This window comes from Nocardia sp. 149-1B, from assembly GCF_057747975.1.
In genome coordinates this window covers 343,320-360,483 of the sequence record NZ_CM173233.1, presented here as the reverse complement: position 1 = coordinate 360,483, position 17,164 = coordinate 343,320, and the positions used below count along the sequence as shown (strand labels likewise).

15 protein-coding genes and 1 pseudogene are annotated in these 17,164 nt (G+C 73.6%); 8 read left to right on the top strand and 8 right to left on the bottom strand.

Going from position 1 to position 17,164, the window contains the following annotated elements; genetic code table 11:
- Nucleotides 1-9: 9 nt before the first annotated feature.
- Nucleotides 10-405 carry a hypothetical protein gene (locus tag AC3ANS_RS01670; RefSeq protein WP_488294443.1) on the top strand — a complete coding sequence of 132 codons (396 nt, stop codon included), beginning with the start codon at nucleotides 10-12 and terminating at the stop codon, nucleotides 403-405.
- Here AC3ANS_RS01670 and AC3ANS_RS01665 read toward each other — a convergent pair.
- A pseudogene (locus AC3ANS_RS01665) lies at nucleotides 404-970 on the bottom strand (TMEM165/GDT1 family protein); the annotation flags it as partial. The gene AC3ANS_RS01670 and the pseudogene AC3ANS_RS01665 sit on opposite strands and share 2 nt — an antisense overlap.
- 274 nt (nucleotides 971-1,244) lie before the next feature.
- Here AC3ANS_RS01665 and AC3ANS_RS01660 point away from each other — a divergent pair.
- The gene (locus AC3ANS_RS01660; RefSeq protein WP_488294442.1) at nucleotides 1,245-2,315 is read left to right on the top strand and encodes an NADH:flavin oxidoreductase; all 1,071 of its coding nucleotides are present in this window, start codon (nucleotides 1,245-1,247) and stop codon (nucleotides 2,313-2,315) included.
- A gap of 10 nt (nucleotides 2,316-2,325) precedes the next feature.
- Here the strand turns inward: AC3ANS_RS01660 and AC3ANS_RS01655 are convergent, their stop codons facing one another.
- Nucleotides 2,326-2,979, bottom strand: a complete 654-nt coding sequence (locus AC3ANS_RS01655; protein ID WP_488294441.1) for a TetR/AcrR family transcriptional regulator — start codon at nucleotides 2,977-2,979, stop codon at nucleotides 2,326-2,328.
- A gap of 218 nt (nucleotides 2,980-3,197) precedes the next feature.
- Here AC3ANS_RS01655 and AC3ANS_RS01650 point away from each other — a divergent pair, with 218 nt between their 5' ends.
- The 3 genes from AC3ANS_RS01650 to AC3ANS_RS01640 are packed head-to-tail and all read left to right on the top strand — an operon-like array spanning nucleotide 3,198 to nucleotide 5,909.
- Entirely contained in the window at nucleotides 3,198-4,079 is an 882-nt protein-coding gene (locus AC3ANS_RS01650; RefSeq protein WP_488294440.1) for a phosphatase PAP2 family protein, read from the top strand.
- Nucleotides 4,076-4,741, top strand: coding sequence for a DedA family protein (locus tag AC3ANS_RS01645; protein ID WP_488294439.1), 666 nt, complete (start codon nucleotides 4,076-4,078; stop codon nucleotides 4,739-4,741). The genes AC3ANS_RS01650 and AC3ANS_RS01645 overlap by 4 nt, the downstream gene beginning before the upstream one ends.
- A gap of 40 nt (nucleotides 4,742-4,781) precedes the next feature.
- Nucleotides 4,782-5,909, top strand: coding sequence for a hypothetical protein (locus tag AC3ANS_RS01640; RefSeq protein WP_488294438.1), 1,128 nt, complete (start codon nucleotides 4,782-4,784; stop codon nucleotides 5,907-5,909).
- Here the strand turns inward: AC3ANS_RS01640 and AC3ANS_RS01635 are convergent, their stop codons facing one another.
- Together AC3ANS_RS01635 and AC3ANS_RS01630 are read right to left on the bottom strand one after the other, a co-directional pair.
- On the bottom strand, nucleotides 5,910-6,779 hold the full coding sequence (locus AC3ANS_RS01635; protein ID WP_488294437.1) for an NAD(P)-dependent oxidoreductase: 870 nt from the start codon (nucleotides 6,777-6,779) through the stop codon (nucleotides 5,910-5,912).
- Entirely contained in the window at nucleotides 6,776-7,615 is an 840-nt protein-coding gene (locus tag AC3ANS_RS01630) for a dienelactone hydrolase family protein (protein ID WP_488294436.1), read from the bottom strand. The genes AC3ANS_RS01635 and AC3ANS_RS01630 overlap by 4 nt, the downstream gene beginning before the upstream one ends.
- Nucleotides 7,616-7,689: 74 nt before the next feature.
- Here AC3ANS_RS01630 and AC3ANS_RS01625 point away from each other — a divergent pair, with 74 nt between their 5' ends.
- Nucleotides 7,690-8,676, top strand: coding sequence for a GlxA family transcriptional regulator (locus AC3ANS_RS01625; protein ID WP_488294435.1), 987 nt, complete (start codon nucleotides 7,690-7,692; stop codon nucleotides 8,674-8,676).
- Here the strand turns inward: AC3ANS_RS01625 and cysE are convergent.
- From cysE to AC3ANS_RS01605, 4 genes are all read right to left on the bottom strand, one after another.
- Nucleotides 8,669-9,232 carry a serine O-acetyltransferase gene (gene cysE / locus AC3ANS_RS01620; RefSeq protein WP_488294434.1) on the bottom strand — a complete coding sequence of 188 codons (564 nt, stop codon included), beginning with the start codon at nucleotides 9,230-9,232 and terminating at the stop codon, nucleotides 8,669-8,671. The genes AC3ANS_RS01625 and cysE overlap by 8 nt on opposite strands.
- Nucleotides 9,232-10,161: a cysteine synthase A gene (cysK, locus tag AC3ANS_RS01615; protein WP_488294433.1), complete on the bottom strand. Its 930-nt coding sequence runs from the start codon at nucleotides 10,159-10,161 to the stop codon at nucleotides 9,232-9,234. The genes cysE and cysK overlap by 1 nt, the downstream gene beginning before the upstream one ends.
- Before the next feature lie 288 nt (nucleotides 10,162-10,449).
- Entirely contained in the window at nucleotides 10,450-10,833 is a 384-nt protein-coding gene (locus AC3ANS_RS01610; RefSeq protein WP_488294432.1) for a hypothetical protein, read from the bottom strand.
- Nucleotides 10,834-11,122: 289 nt separating this feature from the next.
- Entirely contained in the window at nucleotides 11,123-13,405 is a 2,283-nt protein-coding gene (locus AC3ANS_RS01605; protein ID WP_488294431.1) for a DUF6351 family protein, read from the bottom strand.
- A 197-nt stretch (nucleotides 13,406-13,602) separates the two neighbouring features.
- Between AC3ANS_RS01605 and AC3ANS_RS01600 the strand changes: the two genes are divergently transcribed.
- Entirely contained in the window at nucleotides 13,603-13,857 is a 255-nt protein-coding gene (locus AC3ANS_RS01600; protein WP_488294430.1) for a hypothetical protein, read from the top strand.
- Nucleotides 13,858-13,938: 81 nt separating this feature from the next.
- A complete protein-coding gene (locus AC3ANS_RS01595; RefSeq protein WP_488294429.1) occupies nucleotides 13,939-17,163 on the top strand; it encodes a response regulator in 3,225 nt (1,074 codons plus the stop codon).
- Nucleotide 17,164 lies beyond the last annotated feature (1 nt).

The following is a 17,164-nucleotide window of genomic DNA, read 5'->3' as shown; positions in this document are numbered from 1 at the left end:
GATCGACGCGTGACAGCCACTCACGCGTCGGGACGCCACGCCCGCCTGGATGTCTCGCTGGACGGCGTCCGGATCGGTCGCACCGCCTCCGACGCCGCGCGGCGACACGTCGTGCGGACGCTCGAGATCGAGTGGGACCGCGTGCTCGGCGCGCGGCTCGAGACCACACGGAAGGGCCGGGTCATCGTCCGGGTGCTGGTGGCCGACGCGCCGGCGATCGAGGACCACCGCGACGACCCGTACGCCGTCAAGGTCTCTCGCGCGGATGCCGAGACCGCCGCGTCGCTCGTCGAGCTGATCGAGCACGAGGTCGAGGTCCGCCGCCGTTGGCTCGAGCAGGCCGCCGCGGATCCGGTGGGGGACGACGACGGCACCGAGCGGGACCCGGCCGTCACAGGCTGCTGAGGCCGTCGGCGACCAGGAGCACCCCGAACACCGCGAAGAGCACCGCGGCGCCGATCTTGATGACCCGCTCGGGGAGCTGTCGGCCCAGGAGCGCGCCGAGGCCGATCGCGAGCGCGTCGGCGACGACCATGCCCAGGGTGGAGCCGAGCCAGGTGCCGAGCCAGCCCCCCTGGGTCGCGAGCGTGATCGTCGCCAGCATCGTTTTGTCCCCCAGCTCTGCAAGGAAGAACGCGACAGCCACCGCGAGGATCGCCGCACCCTTGCTGGAGCGGGCCTTGGCCGCCTCGTCGTCGGTGAGCTCGTCGCCCCGCAGGGTCCAGGCCGCGAAGCCGAGGAACGCGACTCCGGCCGCGATCGAGATCCAGTGCTGCTGGCCGGCGAACGCGTCGCCGATCCAGTAGCCGATCCCGACCGAGGCGAGGTGGACGACAGCCGTGGCGACGGTGATGCCGATGAGCACGTCACGCGCGCGGTAGCGGGCGGCGAACGTCATCGCCATCAGCTGGCTCTTGTCGCCGAGCTCGGCCACGAAGATCACGGCGGTGCTCAGCAGGAAGGCGTACATACGGGTTCGGGTCCTCTCCGGGCCTGAGCCGGAGGGTGATCGCCAGGTCCTGGACGCCCTTCGACCAGGCGCGTCCGACGTAGGGTCAGCAACTGGTCGAAAGTCTCGTCCGCCACGGGTGGCCTGCCGCGCCGGGCCCCACTGCAGGAGGGGGGCCAGCATGTCGACGCGACCGTTGAGGACTACTCCCTTTCGCGTCCGAGGCTAGCGGACCCTCGCCGCTCGGGGCGAACCCACGTAGCCCCGCGTGGGCGGCGCCGGGGAGGATGGAGCCGTGACCTCGATCTCCGACCCGCTGTCCCTGAGCCACGGTCCCGACTGGCGCAACCGCTTCGCGCTCGCTCCGCTGACCAACACCCAGAGCCGCCCCGACGGCACGCTGTCGGAGGACGAGACCCGTTGGCTGGAGGCACGCGGCGAGGGTGGGTTCGGCCTGGTGATGACGGCGGCGGCGTACGTCGCTCCCGCCGGCCAGGCCTGGGGCGGCCAGCTGGGCATCGCCTCGGAGGAGCACCTGCCGGGCCTGACCGGACTGGCCGCGCGGCTGCGGGCGACCGGGGCGCGGTCGTCGGTGCAGCTGCACCACGGCGGCCGGCGCGCCGACCCCGCGCTGAGCGGGCGGCCCAACCAGTGCCCGTGGGACGACCCGGCGAAGAACGCCGTGGCGATGACCACCGGCGAGATCGAGCAGACCGTCGCGGACTTCGTCGCGGCGGCCGTCCTGGCCGAGCGGGCCGGGTTCGACGGGGTCGAGGTGCACGGCGCCCACGGCTACCTGCTCGGGCAGTTCCTCGACGGGCGCAACAACCTCCGCACCGACGGTTACGGCGGCTCGCTCGACCACCGGCTGCGCGTGGTCGTGGAGGTGCTCGAGGGCATCCGGGCCGCCACCGGGCCGGCGTTCCAGCTCGGGCTCCGGCTGACGCCCGAGGGCAACGGCATCCTCCTCGAGGAGGGCCGGGAGACCGCGCGCCGGATGCTGGCCTCGGGGCTGCTCGACTACCTCGACATGTCGCTGTGGGACGTCTTCATGCGCCCCCGCGGGGGCGCGGACGGCCTGCTCATCGAGCACTTCACCGACCTGCCGCGCGAGGGCACCCGGCTCGGGGTCGCCGGTCGCGTCCTGTCCGCCGCGGACGCGCAGTGGTGCCTGGACCAGGGCGCCGACATCGTGACGGTCGGCATCGGCGCGATCCTCCACCACGACTTCGCCGCCCGGGCGATCGCGGACGCGGGCTTCACCGCCCGACCCGGCCCGCTGACTCGCGACGAGCTGCGCCAGGAGGCCGTCGGCCCGGCGTTCATCGACTACCTCGCCGCCGGCTGGGACCACGTGGTCGCCTGACCCGCCTGCGTCAGAGGCGGCGGGCGATCTCCTCGACCATGGCGAAGGTGGGTGCCGGACCGGGGAGTCCGGGCTGGTCGGGCTGGTCGGGCTGCGCCCGGATCGAGGAGAGGAAGAGCGCCAGGTAGCGGCGCCAGACCTCGCTGCCCTCGACGCTCATCCTGCTGAGCAGGTGGAGGCAGACCGCGAGGTCGACGTAGGCCAGGTCGGATCGCACCACCCCGGCGTCCTGCGCCCGGCGTACGACGCCGTCGACCGCCACGGCGATCTCGTCGCGCAGGCCGCCGAGGCAGCCCGCACTGACCGTGCTCCGAGCCAGCACCTGCGTCAGGCCGCGGTCGTGCTGCTGCTCGGCGATGCTGCTCTCGCAGAACCAGACCAGCGCCTCCCACGGGTCGGCGATCTCGCGCGCGGCCGCCGCGCGCTCCTTGATCCGCTCCATCTTGTCGGCGAACAAGGCCTCGACGAGGTCCTCACGACAGGGGAAGCGGCGGTAGACGGTCCCGACGCCGACGCCGGCGTGCCGGGCGATCTCGTCGAAGCCGACCTCGACCCCGCGGGCGGCGAACAGCTCCTTCGCCGCGTCGAGCACCTGGCGGCGGGTCCGTTGGGCGTCCTTGCGCAGCGCCGGTGCGCCTGGGTCGGTGCCCGCGGACGTCGTCATCCCGCCAGCCTACCGAAGCGGAGGCGGTTCTCCACTTCGATCAGGACTCTGACAAACTCGGCCACGAAATAAGTGGAAACATCTCTCCGGATCGCGTACCGTACAAACGGAGACGGCCTCCACTTGCGTGGAGGCCGATGACGCGGAGGCCGGCACGGGGTCAACCCCCGTGACCGGCAAACCATTCCCGGACCGCCACCAGCGCAAAGGAGCAGGGCGTGAGCGTGGACCAGAGCGCGCCTCGTGCCGCAAGCACGACGGCGCGCGCCCTCGGGGCCTGGCCCGCCGCACCGACCGCCCGGTCGACCGCCGGCGTCGTGATCGTGGACGCCCCCGACGGCGCCGGGGCGCTCACCCGCCCCCGGCGCGTCACCTGGGCCGGCGTACGTTCCGCGCTCGGCGAGCTCGCGCTGATCGTGGGGGTCTACCTCGTCTACCGCGCGGGCCGGATGCTGACCGCCGGGTCCGTGGCCGCCGCCCACCGCCACTCCGACCTGGTCCGCCACCTCGAACGGGTGCTGCACCTGCCGTCGGAGGCCGCGATCCAGCACGCCGTCGCGATCCCGCGGCTCTTCGAGGCCGCGAACGTCTACTACGTGAGCGTGCACTTCCCGCTCACGATCACGTTCCTGGTCTGGGGATTCGTCGCCCGGCCACGGGCGGAGTACCGCTGGGCGCGGAACCTGATGGTCGTCCAGACCCTGACCGCGGTCGCCGTGCACATCGCGTTCCCGCTCGCCCCGCCGCGGATGTTCCCGCAGTGGGGCTTCCTCGACACGATGAACGTCTACGGCCCCTCGGCGTACGACGGCGCGAGCGCCACCGTCGCCAACCAGTACGCCGCGATGCCGAGCCTGCACGTGGGCTGGGCCGTCCTCATCGCGGTCGTGGTCGCCCGCACCGGCCCGCGCTGGCTGGCCTGGCTGGCCGCGACGCACGCGCTCATGACGTTCGCGGTCGTGACCGTGACCGCGAACCACTGGTTCCTCGACACCGCCGTGGCGATCGCGTTCCTCGGGATCGCGCTGCTCGCGTTCCCCGCGCCCGGCCGAACGAGACTGCCCCGGCTGGCCCGGCTCACCCGGGCCGGCACCTCGTGATCCTCGACCTCGGCCAGACCCTGGCCTCGATCACCGGCGGCGACGGATGGACCGGACCCCTGCTCGGTGGGGTGGCTGCGTTCGCCGAGGCGGTCCTCGGCGTCGGGCTGGTGCTGCCCGGCGAGGCCGCGGTGAGCTCGATCGCCGCCACGACACCCGACGCGCACCTGCCGTTGCTGGTGCTGCTCGTGACGCTGGGCGCGGTCGCCGGCGACCACCTCAACTACGGGCTCGGCCGGCTCCTGGGCGTCCGGCTCCCGCAGTCGCGGATCGTCCGCCGGATCGGCATCCGCCACTGGGACCGCGGCGTGGAGCTGCTGCGGACCCGGGGTGCGGTCGCGCTGATCGTCAGCCGCCTGCTGCCCGTGGTGCGCACGTTGATGCCGGCCGTCGCCGGCGTCGCCCACCTGCGCTACCGGACGTTCCTCGCGGCGTCGCTGGTCGGTTCCACCCTCTGGAGCCTGCTCTGGGTCGGCGCGGGCTCGCTGATCACCGCGCTGCTGCGCACCGAGCCGGCCGGCGCGCTGGCCCTGCTCGTCGCCGCGCTCGCCGCAGTCGGCGTCCGGGCCTGGAGCCGGCGGCGGTCGCGGCGGCAGGTCGTCGTACTGCCCCTCGCCGAAGAGCCCCCGCTCGTGGACGCCCCGGAGACCGTGGCGGCCTGAGCCATTGACCCGGACCGGCCGACTGGCGAGGGTGTCGCCCATGCGGGCGAGCTGCGGAGCGGGGGTGGTGCTGCTGACGGCGCTCGCCGTCGCAGCTTGCTCGTCCGCCCATCCCGCCGAGCGGCAGGCGCGCACCACCTGGTCGGCCACGGCACTCCCCGACGGGTTCGAGCCGTCGCTGCTGGCGCCCGGCCCGGACGGCTCCGTGCTGGTGGCGGCGGACGGCGACGCCGCGGGACACCGGGGGCCGCGGCTGCTGGAGGTGCAGTACGTCTCGACGGTCGTGCCGGTGACCGTCGAGACGTACTACGGCAGGCGCACGATCTGGGACGGCATCACCGTGACCGGACGGCGGGTCTACGCCTTCGGCGGGCGATCGGGCGGGGCGCACGGCATCACCCGCTGGACCGCGTGGTCGGGCACGCTCGGCCCCGGCGGAGGGGTGACCGAGGACCCCCAGGACTTCGAGACGTTCGGCGGTCCGATGGCGGGCGGGCTCGCCCAGGTCGTCGTACCGGCCGCGGGTCCGCCGCTCCTCGCCGGCTCGCGGGTCAGCGAGGGCGGGTCCGGGCTGGACATCGCGATCTGGGCGTACGACCGGGGGCAGTGGGTCCGCCGCGCCTCGGCCGGCACGCCGCTGGCGGCCAACGACCAGCAGCAGCCCTCGGTTGGTGGCATGGCCCGGCGCGGCCGCGGACTCCTGGTGGCCGGCTCGATCACCTCGTTCGCCGACGAGGTGCACACCGGCCCGGCGATCTGGACCTCTCCGGGGTCCGCGGGCCCCTGGACGTCCGCCCTGCTGCCCGCCGAGGACGACGTCGCGGCGGCCCGGGCGGCCGCCTGCGACAACGACGGGGCGTGCGTCGTGGTGGGGTACGCTGGCGAGCACCTGGCCGCGTGGACGCTCTCCCCCGCGGGGGTGCCGGCGGCGGTCGCGCTGCCGGCCGTCGCGGCCGGGCCGTCCTCGGAGCACGTGGCGGCGTACGCCGCGGCCGACGGCTTCGCCATCACCGTCGATGACCACCTGCTCGTCGACGAGGGCGACACTTGGCGCGAGCTGGACACTCCTGCCGGCAGCCCGCGGGGCTTCACGGTCGCGGCCGGCGCACTGTGGTGGGCGACCTCGGCGCCCGACGGAGCGCGCCTGTGGACGGCGCCCCTGCCCTGATCAGCCCTCCGGGCGCGGCCCGAGCGCCCGGAGCACCGCGATCATGTCCTCGTCCCCGTGGCCCGCGGCCACGGCGCGGGCCAGCAGCTCGAGCGCCTCCCCCATCAGCGGCAGCCCGACCCCCGTCTCGGCGCACAGCCCGTCGATGAGACGGGCGATGTAGAGGACGTCGCCGACCGATGCCTGCGGTGCGTAGTCGGCGCTGACCAGCTTGGCGAGCTTGACCTTCGAGATGTCGCTGGCCATCTGGCCGGCGTCGAGGACCGAGCGGAACACCTCGAGGTCCAGCCCGGCCGCCTGGGCGAGGCGGAACGACTCGACCAGCCCGGAGACCTGGGTGATCAGGAAGGTGTTGACCGCGAGCTTCATCGCGAGCGCCTGCGGGACCTCGCCGACGGCGACCACCGTCCGGCACATCGGCGCGACCAGCCGGGAGACCGCCGGCACCAGGTCCGCCGGGCCGGCGACCATCGCCACGAGCTGGGCCTGCTCGGCGGGGATCCGGCTCCCGGACACCGGGGCCTCGACGTACCTGGCGCCGATCGCGCCGAGCGCGCCGGCCAGGCCCAGGGAGTACGCCGGCGAGACCGTGCCCATCTGCACGACCGTCCGGCCCGCCAGCCGCGCGAAGCCCGGGCCGTCGCGGTCCAGCACCTCGTCAACGACCGTGTCGTCGGCGAGCATCAGGATCACGAGCTCGCTGCGGGCGATGGCCTCCTCGACGCTGCCGGCGACCTCGGCCCCGAGCTCGGAGAAGGGGGCCGCGACGCTCGCGGTGCGGTTCCAGACGACCAGGTCCACGCCGCTGCGCGCGAGGTTGGCCGCCATCGGCCGGCCCATGTGTCCCAGGCCCAGGAACGCCGTCCTCATCGGGGCGCACCCGGAGTCCCGAGCCGCTCGCGCAGGAAGTCGAGCACGGCGTCGCGGGCCTGGATCGTGGGGTGACCGGCCTCGTCGACAAGGTGCACGGTCAGCACGCTGTGCGGGGACGCGACGACATCGCGGTGGAACGGCGACGGCTCCGGGTTGGCGGAGCCGGCCGGCAGCACCCGCTCGTGGAACCGCTCACCCAGCAGTGATCGGTAGGCGTCGAACCGTTCGCGGCGGCACCACCGGTCGTCGTCGAAGCGCAGGCCGAGCGCCACCAGGTCGTCGCGCTCGAACCGCTGCCGCAGGGCGGCGGCATCCTGATCCGAGAGCTCGAGTCCGGCAGGGTCGTCCAGCGGCAGCGAGGGCTGGCTGAGCACGGGCGCGAGGACCGCGGGCTCGAGGGCCGTGGTCAGCGCGAAGTTGCCGGTGAAGCACATGCCCACCACGCCGACCCCGGGGCCGCCGCACTCCTCGTGGGCGAGCGCCGCCAGCCGTCGCAGCCAGGACACCACCGGGCTCGTCCCGCCGCCGGCGAGCACCCGGAACTCCGCGCTGACGCAGGCCCGTCGCATCACCTCGGCCCCCTCCTCGGCGCTCACCACGACCCCGGGGCGCCCGAACAGCGAGGGCACGTAGACGACGAACCCCGCGTCGCGCACCCAGCGGGCGAATCGGGCGAGCTCGGGGCTGATGCCCGGCATCTCCGGCATCACCATCACCCCTGGTCCGTCGTCGCCGGTGACGTAGACGTCGCGCACCAGCCCCCCGTCACCGTCGAGGTCGAGGCGGCGCAGCGTGAAGTCCTGCAGCGGGTCGTCGGCGGCAGCGTAGGGCACGCGGTCATGCTGCCGCCGCCCGGCGGATCCCGACCAGTGTCCCGAACGCCGGTTTCGATGGCACCATAGCCATCGTGCGGATCGCGATCGTCGCCTATCCGGGGTGCTTCGCCTCCGAGGTCTTCGGGGTGCTGGACGTGCTCACGATCGGCCGGCACGTCGCCACCGCCGGCGGAGCCGATGCCGCGAGCCTCGGTGTCGAGGTCGTCGGCGTCCGGCCCTCCCCCCGCGTCCAGGCCTCGGGCGGCGTCACCCTCGTCGCCCGGCCGCCCGCCGCCACCCCGGACGTGGTCGTCGTGCCCGGCTTCGAGCTGGGCGGGCGGGCCGTCGACCTCGACGAGGTGCTCGCCGGGCTCGCCCCCGAGATCCGCTACCTCCGTGCCGCGCACGAGCAGGGAGCCCAGGTCGTCTCGGTCTGCGTCGGGGCGTTCCTGCTCGCCGAGGGAGGTCTCCTGACGGGCCGGCGAGCGACGACGTCGTGGCTGTTCGCCCGAGCGCTGGCGAAGCGGTCACCGGACACCGAGGTGGTCGCCGACGAGCTGGTGGTGCGCGACGGCGGCGTCACCACGACGGCGGCGTTCAGCGCGATGTACGACTTCACGCTGCAGCTCCTGGGGGCGCAGCGCGGCGCGGACGTCGCCCGGCGCACGGCCCGGATCGCGCTGCTCGACGACGCCCGCGTCGCGCAGACGCCGTACGTCGACGCCGAGCTGCTGCCGCCCGGCGAGGCGACGTTCGGGGCGAGCGTGCAGCGGTGGCTGCGGCACCACCTCGACGAGCCGTTCGATCTCGGCCGGCTCGCCGCCGAGCTCAACGTCAGCCCGCGCACGCTCACGCGGCGGTTCGCGGCCGACACCGGAGAGAGCGCGCTGCAGTACCTCCAGTCGCAGCGGGTGCGCCGGGCCCAGCACCTGCTCACGACCACCCAGCAGTCCGTGGCCGAGGTCGCACGGCGCGTGGGCTACCGCGACCCCGCGACGTTCAGCCAGCTGTTCCGGCGTACGGCCGGGCTCTCGCCGCGCGACTACCGCGCGCAGTTCGGGGCGCGGCCGCTCAGATGAGCAGCGCGGGGTCGATCGCCCACTCGGCGAGCGTGTCCGCCTCGTGCGCCGGGATCCCGACCACGGTGGTGCCCGGGGGCACGTCGCGCACGACGACGGAGTTGGCGCCGACCCGGGCCCCGGACCCGACGGTGACCGGCCCGAGCACGCGCGCCCCGGCGCCGATGACCACACCGTCCCCGACCAGCGGGTGCCGGCGGCCCGGCACCGCGGATCGGCTGCCGAGCGTGACGCCGTGGTAGATCAGCACGTCGTCGCCGACGATCGCCGTCTCCCCGATCACCACGCCCATGCCGTGGTCGATGAACAGCCGCCGGCCGATGGTGGCGCCCGGGTGGATCTCGATCCCGGTCACCCCGCGGCCGACGTGTGAGACCAGCCGCGCCAGGAGCCGGCCGTGCGGGTGCTGCCACAGCCGGTGGGCGACGCGGTGGATCCAGACCGCGTGCAGCCCGGGGTAGGCGAGCACCAGCTCGGCCGTCGAGCGTACGGCGGGGTCCTGCTCGCGGGCGGCGCGCAGGTCCTCGCGGATGCGGGTCCACATGCGGACGGCCATCAGTCGACCAGGCCCTCGAACAGCGGGGTGGAGAGGTAGCGCTCACCGAACGACGGGATGATCACCACGATCGTGCGGCCGGCGTTCTCGGGGCGCTGCGCCACCTCGACGGCCGCCTTGATCGCCGCGCCGGAGGAGATGCCGACGAGCAGCCCCTCCTCGGTGGCCGCGCGGCGGGCCCAGGCGATGGCGTCCGGCGCGGTCACGTCGACCACCTCGTCGTACACGGTCGTGTCGAGGATCTCGGGCACGAAGTTGGCGCCGAGGCCCTGGATGCCGTGCGGACCGGGCTGGCCGCCGTTGAGGATCGGTGACTCGGCCGGCTCGACGCCGATGACCTGCAGCCCGGGCTTGCGGTCCTTGAGGACCTGGCCGACGCCGGTGATGGTCCCCCCGGTGCCGATGCCGGCCACCAGGATGTCGACCTCGCCGTCGGTGTCCTTCCAGATCTCCTCCGCCGTGGTCCGGCGGTGCACCTCGGGGTTGGCGGCGTTGGCGAACTGGCGCACGGCCACGGCCCCGTCCTGCGACGCGATCTCCTCGGCCCGGCGTACGGCGCCGTTCATGCCCTCGCTGCCCGGGGTCAGCACCAGCTCGGCGCCGAACGCGCGCAGCAGCGCGCGCCGCTCGCGCGACATCGTCTCGGGCATGGTCAGCACCACGCGGTAGCCGCGGGCCGCGCCGACCATGGCCAGGGCGATGCCGGTGTTGCCGGAGGTCGCCTCGACGATCGTGCCGCCGGGGGCGAGCTGACCGGACGCCTCGGCGGCGTCGACCATCGCGACGCCGATCCGGTCCTTGACGCTGTTCGCGGGGTTGTAGAACTCGAGCTTGGCCAGCACGGTGGCGCCGGCGTCGCCGACCACGCGGTTGAGGCGGACGAGCGGGGTGTTGCCGACAAGCTGGGTGACGTCGTCGTAGACGGGCACGGGAGATTCCTTCACTGCGTGGGGTGGGTGGTGGTCTGTCGAGGGTGCGCACCAACCCCGGCCGCGCCGAGGGGCGCAGCGGAGCGGGCGCTCAGCGCAGGCGACAGAGCGCGGACCGGACCAGGCAGTGGTCGACGGCACGGCGGCGGATCAACGGCACCGACGGCAGGCAGGCGGACGTCGCCTTGGGCTGCAGTCGGGAGATCACGGTTCCAGGGTACCGGGGCACCACAGGGTCGGCTCAGGGTCCATGGTCCCCTGAGACCACCAGCCGGATCACCCGCCGGATCACGCGATGCGTTCGCGTGGCACCTCGAGCCGCGGGATCCCGCCCAGGCCGAGCCGGTAGCGCACGTGCGCGGCGTACTGCTCCAGCGTGCGCCACAGCGTCTGGTGTGCCGCCCACGGCAGCGGGTCGGCGCCGTGCCGCCAGGTCTCGCCGAACGCGATCCACACCGGCGTCCACGTCGCCGCGTCGTCCCACGCCCCGCGGTGGGCGGTGAGCATCCGGCGGCGCAGCTGGAACGCGGCCCGCGGGCCGTCGACGTACACCGGCGAGGTCGCCACCGGCCACACCCACAGGTCCAGCGACATCAGGTGCACCTCGAGCTCGTGCAGCACCGCCGGGTCGACCAGCACGGTCGCCACATTCTCGTGCGGGGCGCGCCTCATGGCGGCACGCTGCCCCGTCCGGCGCCCGAGGTCAATCCCCCGCAGTCGGGAGTAGGCGTGCCGGAGGAAGTCCGCAGGTCGGCTCGACGTCCTCGCGCCGTGCAGACGCGCCGACTCGAGCCGCTCCAAACGTGCAGACGCGCCGACTCGGCGACCCAGAGCGTGCAGACGCGCCGACTCGGCGAGGCTAGCCGCAGCGAACGCGCTGACCGCAACCACACCGTCGGATCACTGCCCCCAGCCGCATCCGCGGCCGCGCGCGGCGCCGGAGGCGACGCGCGAGCCGCGGCTACTTGCGGAGCATCTCGGCGAAGGCCGGGGCGACCAGGCCGAGGGCGGAGTGTGCGGGCACGGGTGGGAGGTTGCGGCCGCCGTACGCCGGGGAGCCGTCGGGTGCGTCGTAACGCAGCCAGGTCTGCGCCGGGCCCTGGCCGACCCCGGGGCGCGACCAGTCGCAGACGCCGTGGGGGAAGGTCGTCTCGAGGGTGGACCACTGGTCGTCGGTGAACGGCACCACCATGAAGTCGAAGTCGGCGCGCTCGAGCGGGGTCAGCCGGCAGTCCACGATGTCGTTGGCGAGCGGGCCGCCGGCCTCCTGGCGCGGGGTCGAGAGCCGGGTCTGGAGGGTCTGGAGCTGCTCGACGTCGCAGGCGTCGGCGAGCTCGGCGACCACGCAGCGGTCGGTGACGTCGGCGGGCCGGTCGTCGGCGACCTTGCGCGCGAGCGGCTCGGTGCCGTGGTCCTGCTCGACGGCGGACAGCCAGCGGTCCATGGCGAGCAGCGCCTCGTTGGCCCAGCGGACGTCACCGATCAGCGGGGTGGGCCCGAACCACATCACCCGGTTGTCGGTGTTGCCCTGGTCGGCCTGCAGCCGCTCCTGGGTCCAGAACGCGTGCGCGTAGTCGTGGGCGAGGCCCGGGTCGGGACCGCCGTGGTTGATCATGGCGACCTCGTCGAGGTGGTTGGCCTCGTTGATCAGGCCGGTGCGGTAGGCGCGGGCCACCGAGGCCGGGTCACCCGCGATGCGGCCGGCGATCGGCTGCGAGTCGACGTCGAGGCCGCCCAGCTGGGAGTTGAGGTCGACGAACTGAGCGGCGGTGATGGCGCCCGAGCGCAGCTCGGCGAGGCCGTAGAGCACGCCGTCGTTGGAGAACGGGATGCCCCCGAAGCCGTGACCCACGGCCTTCTCCTGGGGCGACCACACCGAGGCGGGGCGGCGACCGAGCTGGTTGACCAGCAGGTCGAGCACCGAGCAGCGGACACCACCGGGGTTGATGTCGGAGTCGTAGCGAGTGGCGGCATCACCGGCCACGGGGGCGGCGGTGCCGGGGCAGGCGTGCTCGGGATCGAGGGCGGCCTTGAACAGCCCTTCGTCGGCGACGACCGCGTTCAGGTGGGAGAGGTGGCCCTCCACCTGCGCCATCTGCACCGGCGTCCACACGACGCCGGGCGCCCAGCGCGACGGGTCCTCGAAGTAGAGCCGGAGCAGGTGGTAGTCGGCGAACTGCGCGCCCGCGGTGAACACGTCGGGGTAGGAGCAGGTCGTGACCAGGCCCTGGTAGATCCCGGGATAAGCGTTGGCGACGGTGTGCTGGGCGATCGAGCCGCCCGAGCAGCCGGTGCCGATCGTGTAGCGCAGGTCGCCGTACTGCTCGACGAGCCGCTCCTTGGCCATCAGCACCGACTCGGCGTTCATCGCGACGCTGCAGTTGTGGCCGGTGTTGTCGAGGGCGGTGGACAGCACCGCGAAACCGAGGCCGAGCGCCGTCACGTAGCTCGGCGTCACCACCGGGACGCCGTCGATGGTGCCGGAGTAGTCGGCGAGCGGCGGCGAGCCGGGGGTGTACGCCGCCCCGCAGCCACCGCCGTGGGTGACCAGCAGCTTGTGGTTCCACTGCTTCTGCGGCGACCACGCACGCCACGGCGTGCCGGGACGGAACAGGGTGAGGATCGTGTAACGGTCGCGGTCCTGGTAGCCCTGCTCGCGGCGTACGACGAACGGGACCTCCACGCCCTGGTCGGTCGTGGTGGTCGCGACGTCCGTCGGCGGGTTGGCCGGGTCATAGGGCTGCAGGTCGGGGGTCAGCGGGTCGGTCGACTTGTAGAGGAAGTCGTAGGTCGCGGGCTCGTTGCAGTCCGCGTCGTGCGCCGACTCCTGGCAGCGGTAGTGCTCGGTCTGCGGCCCGGAGAACAGCGGACCCGCGTTGGGGTGGTCGATGATCACCGCGCGATCGGCACGCGCCCCGGGGGCAGTGGCCCGGAGCACGTTGCGCCCGATCTGAAGCCCGCGGACCAGGCCCAGGAACCGTCCGTCGTCGCGGACCGCGAACCGGCCCGTGATGTCGCGCCCACCCAGCGTGACCCGGACCCGCCCGGGACGCACCCCGTCGGGGATGCCGATCGCGACGAGGGCGTCGCCACCCGAGATCAGGTCGGCCCGGTTGGAGAGCACCTCGACGACCAGCGAGCCGCGGGCGGGCGGCGCTCCTCCAGCAGTCGCGAGAGGGTGCAGGGGAGTCGCCAGCAGCGCCGCCACGAGGGTCAGCACCACCAGCACGAGTCGCGAACGCATGCCGGGTCAACGAGGCGGGGTGGCGCTCGTCACGTGCCGGGCGCCACGCTGCCCCGCGCCCGGCCGTTGCCCAGCCGGGAGGAGGACCAAGGTCCCCGCCCGCGGGGTGCAGTAGTCCGTGTCGGGGGCGCTCTGCGACCTGTTGACTCATCTCGAGGACGAGACCCGTCTGTGCGACACGAGGAGAGAAGCAGGAAATGCAGACCACCACCTGGCACGTCGACATCGAACTGTCCGACGACGGGGACGAGGTCACCGCGGTTGCGAAGCTGCGGTCCGACGAGTCGAGCGCCGCGCCCAGCATCGGCCTGGGCGCCGTCCACCACGACTGCCTCGACCGTGATCCTGCCCCCGAGTTCGCGCTCGCGGCTCGGCGTTCGCTGGAGAGCCTGAGCACCGCCCTGGGCTACTACTCCCACTCCGAGCAGTACGCCGAGACCGACCAAGCCTGACCTCAGCCCGCAGTGGGCCGGCTCACCCACTGCCTACGGTGATCGCCTCACATTCTGGGGAACGTGGGCGATGATCGGTGCATGAGCTCGGTGGGGGACGCCGTCAGAGCCGGGGACCCCGGCCCTGACCTGCGCGCCTTCGAGCTGCTGCCGGACGGCATCTGGATCTTCGACGACGACGGCATCACGACGTACGCCAACGAGCGGATGGCGCAGATGCTCGGCCGCAGCCAGGCCGACCTGTGCGGGAGGCACGTCGCGGACTTCTTCGACGAGCAGGGCCGCAGCGACTTCCGGCGCTGGCTCGCCGAGATGGTGGCGTCCGGCGAGGGCCGAGACAACGTCGACGCGTTCTTCCACCGCCCTGACGGGTCGACCGTGTGGGGCCTGGTCAGCTACGTCCCGATGCTCGACGCCGCAGGACGGCGTACGGGCTGGCTGCACCGGGTCGCGCAGAACACCGAGCGCAAGGAGCTGCTCGACCGTCTGGTGGTCCGTGAGCAGCAGCTCGCCCAGGCTCAGCACATCGCGCGGCTCGGCAGCTGGCAGCGCGACGTCGACACCGACGAGATGGTGTGGTCCGACGAGCTGTACCGGCTGCTCGGGCTGGCGCCCCAGGAGGTGCCCTCCACGATCGACCAGCTGCTGTCCTTCGTCCATCCCGACGACCACGACCAGGTGATCCAGTCCGCCCGCCAGGCGATGGCGGAGGGTGCGGAGTACACCTACGAGGTGCGCATCGTGCACCGCGACGGGTCGCTCCACTGGGGCCGGGTCGTCGGGTACGTCGAGCGCGACGCCGACGGGGTCGCGGTGCGCACGGGCGGCACCGTCCAGGACGTCACCGACCTCCGCACGGCCGACGAGCAGGCCGCGGAGGCGACCCGACGGCTCGAGCTGCTGGGGCAGATGGCGACGGCCGCCAACCTGGCGACCTCCCTCGAGGAGGCCCTGGTGCTGATGGCCCACGGCCTGCCCGACCGCACCGGTTGGTACGCCCTGGGGGCATGGATCTGCGACGGGGAGGGCCTCGCCGAGCCCCTCGACCTCCGGGCCGCGCCCCGGCCACCCGTCGAGGTGGCGGTCGACCTCGACCTCGCCGAGCAGGCCCGGTCCTCCGGCCAGGTGCACGTCCGCCCGGCGCCCGGCCTCGAGGACACCCACAGCGTGGTGGCGTTCCCGGTCTCCACCGGCAGCTCGGTGATCGGGGTGGCCGAGCTGCTGGCCGACGAGGTGCCGCCCGACGCGAACGCCCGACAGCTCATCGACCAGGTCGCCGGCCAGCTGGCCGTGGTCGCCGACCGCGAGCGCAGCGCCGCCCAGCTCGCCGAGGCGCGCGACGACGCGATGGAGGCCTCGCGGCTGAAGTCGGAGTTCCTGGCGACGATGAGCCACGAGATCCGCACCCCGATGAACGGCGTCATCGGCCTCACCGACCTGCTGCTGCTCACCGAGCTCGACGAGCACCAGCGCCGGCTGGCCCAGAACCTCCAGGGCGCCGGCCTCACCCTGCTCGGGATCATCAACGACATCCTCGACCTCTCCAAGATCGAGTCCGGCAAGCTGGAGCTCGAGACGGCCGACTTCGACGTGCGCTCCGTGTTCGACCAGGTCGCCTCGGTGCTCAGCGGGCCGGCGCACAGCAAGGGTCTCGAGCTCGTGGTCGCCTGCCACCCCGACGTACCGGCCCAACTGCGCGGCGACCCGGTGCGCTTCGGCCAGATCCTGACCAACCTGGGGTCGAACGCCGTGAAGTTCACCGACCGCGGCGAGGTCGTGATCCAGGCGCGGGTCGTCGAGGAGTCCGGGACGGACGTCGTGGTGCGTGTCGACGTCGCCGACACCGGGGTGGGGATCGCGCCCCATGCCCGTGAGCGGCTGTTCGACGCGTTCACCCAGGCCGACCCCTCCACCACCCGCCGCCACGGCGGCACCGGGTTGGGGCTGGCGATCTCCCGCCAGCTGGCCACCGCCCTCGGCGGTGAGATCTGGGTCGAGAGCGAGCCGGGCCGCGGCAGCACGTTCTCGTTCACCGCCCGCTTCGGCCGCGGTTCGCGGACTCCCGCCCGGCCTCTGGAGGCGCGCGACTCGCGACACCTCGCCGGCCGGCGGGCGCTGGTGGTCGACGACAACGAGACCAACCGGCTGATCCTCGACCAGCAGCTCTCGGCCTGGCGGATGCGGCCGGTGGCGGTCGAGTCGGCCGCGGAGGCGGTCGCGACCCTGCGTGAGGCGGTCCGCTCGGGTGATCCCTACGACCTGGCGCTGCTCGACCTGATGATGCCCGGCACCGACGGTCTGATGCTGGCCCGCCAGATCCGCAGCGACCCGACGCTCGGCGCCCCGGCGCTGCTGCTGCTCACGTCCGACCAGACCGTGTCCCGCCAGGAGGTCGAGGAGGCCGGCATCCAGGCGTCGCTGAGCAAGCCCGTGCGCCACGGCGAGCTGCGCGGCGCCCTGCTCGCCCTGCTCGGCGGGGTCACCGAGGAGCAGTCCCCCGCCACCGCTCGCACCGCACCCGGCCTCGGCGTCCGGGTCCTGGTGGTCGAGGACAACGAGGTCAACCAGCTCGTGGCCGCGGGGCTGCTGAAGAACCTCGGCTGCACCGTCGACGTCGCCGCCGACGGCATCGAGGCCGTCGAGCTGCTCACCCGGCCGCACGAGTACGCCGCGGTCCTCATGGACTGCCGGATGCCCCGCCTGGACGGGTTCGACGCCACCCGGCAGGTCCGCCGGCGCGAGCCGGTCGGCCGGCGGGTGCCGATCATCGCGATGACCGCCTCCGCCATGGAGGGCGAGCGGGAGCGGTGCCTGGCCGCCGGGATGGACGACTACCTCACCAAGCCCGTCGACATCGTCGAGCTCGAACGCGTGGTGCGCGAGTGGGCTGTCTCCGACGGCGACGGGCAGGCCCCCGCCGAGCCGGCCCCCCGCCCCCACGCGGATCCCGAGGCCGGAGTGCTGGACGCGGACCGGATCGCGATGCTCGACGACCTGCGCAAGGACGGCATCAGCTTCTTCGAACGCACGGCCGCATCGTTCATGGGCCGGGTGGGCGACCAGCTGGTCGCGATCCGCGACGCCATCGGCCGGGGCGAGGCGATGGGGCTGCTCACCTCCGCCCACCAGCTCAAGGGCAGCGCCCTCAACCTCGGCCTGCCCCGGGTGGCCGAGGCCGCCCAGCGCCTGGAGACCCTCGGCATCGAGGGCCACACCACCGGAGCGGAGCCGCTGCTCGGGCAGCTCACCGCGGAGGTCGAGCTCGCGGTCGCCGCGCTGCAGCGCGCGACCACCCGGAACCGCTGAG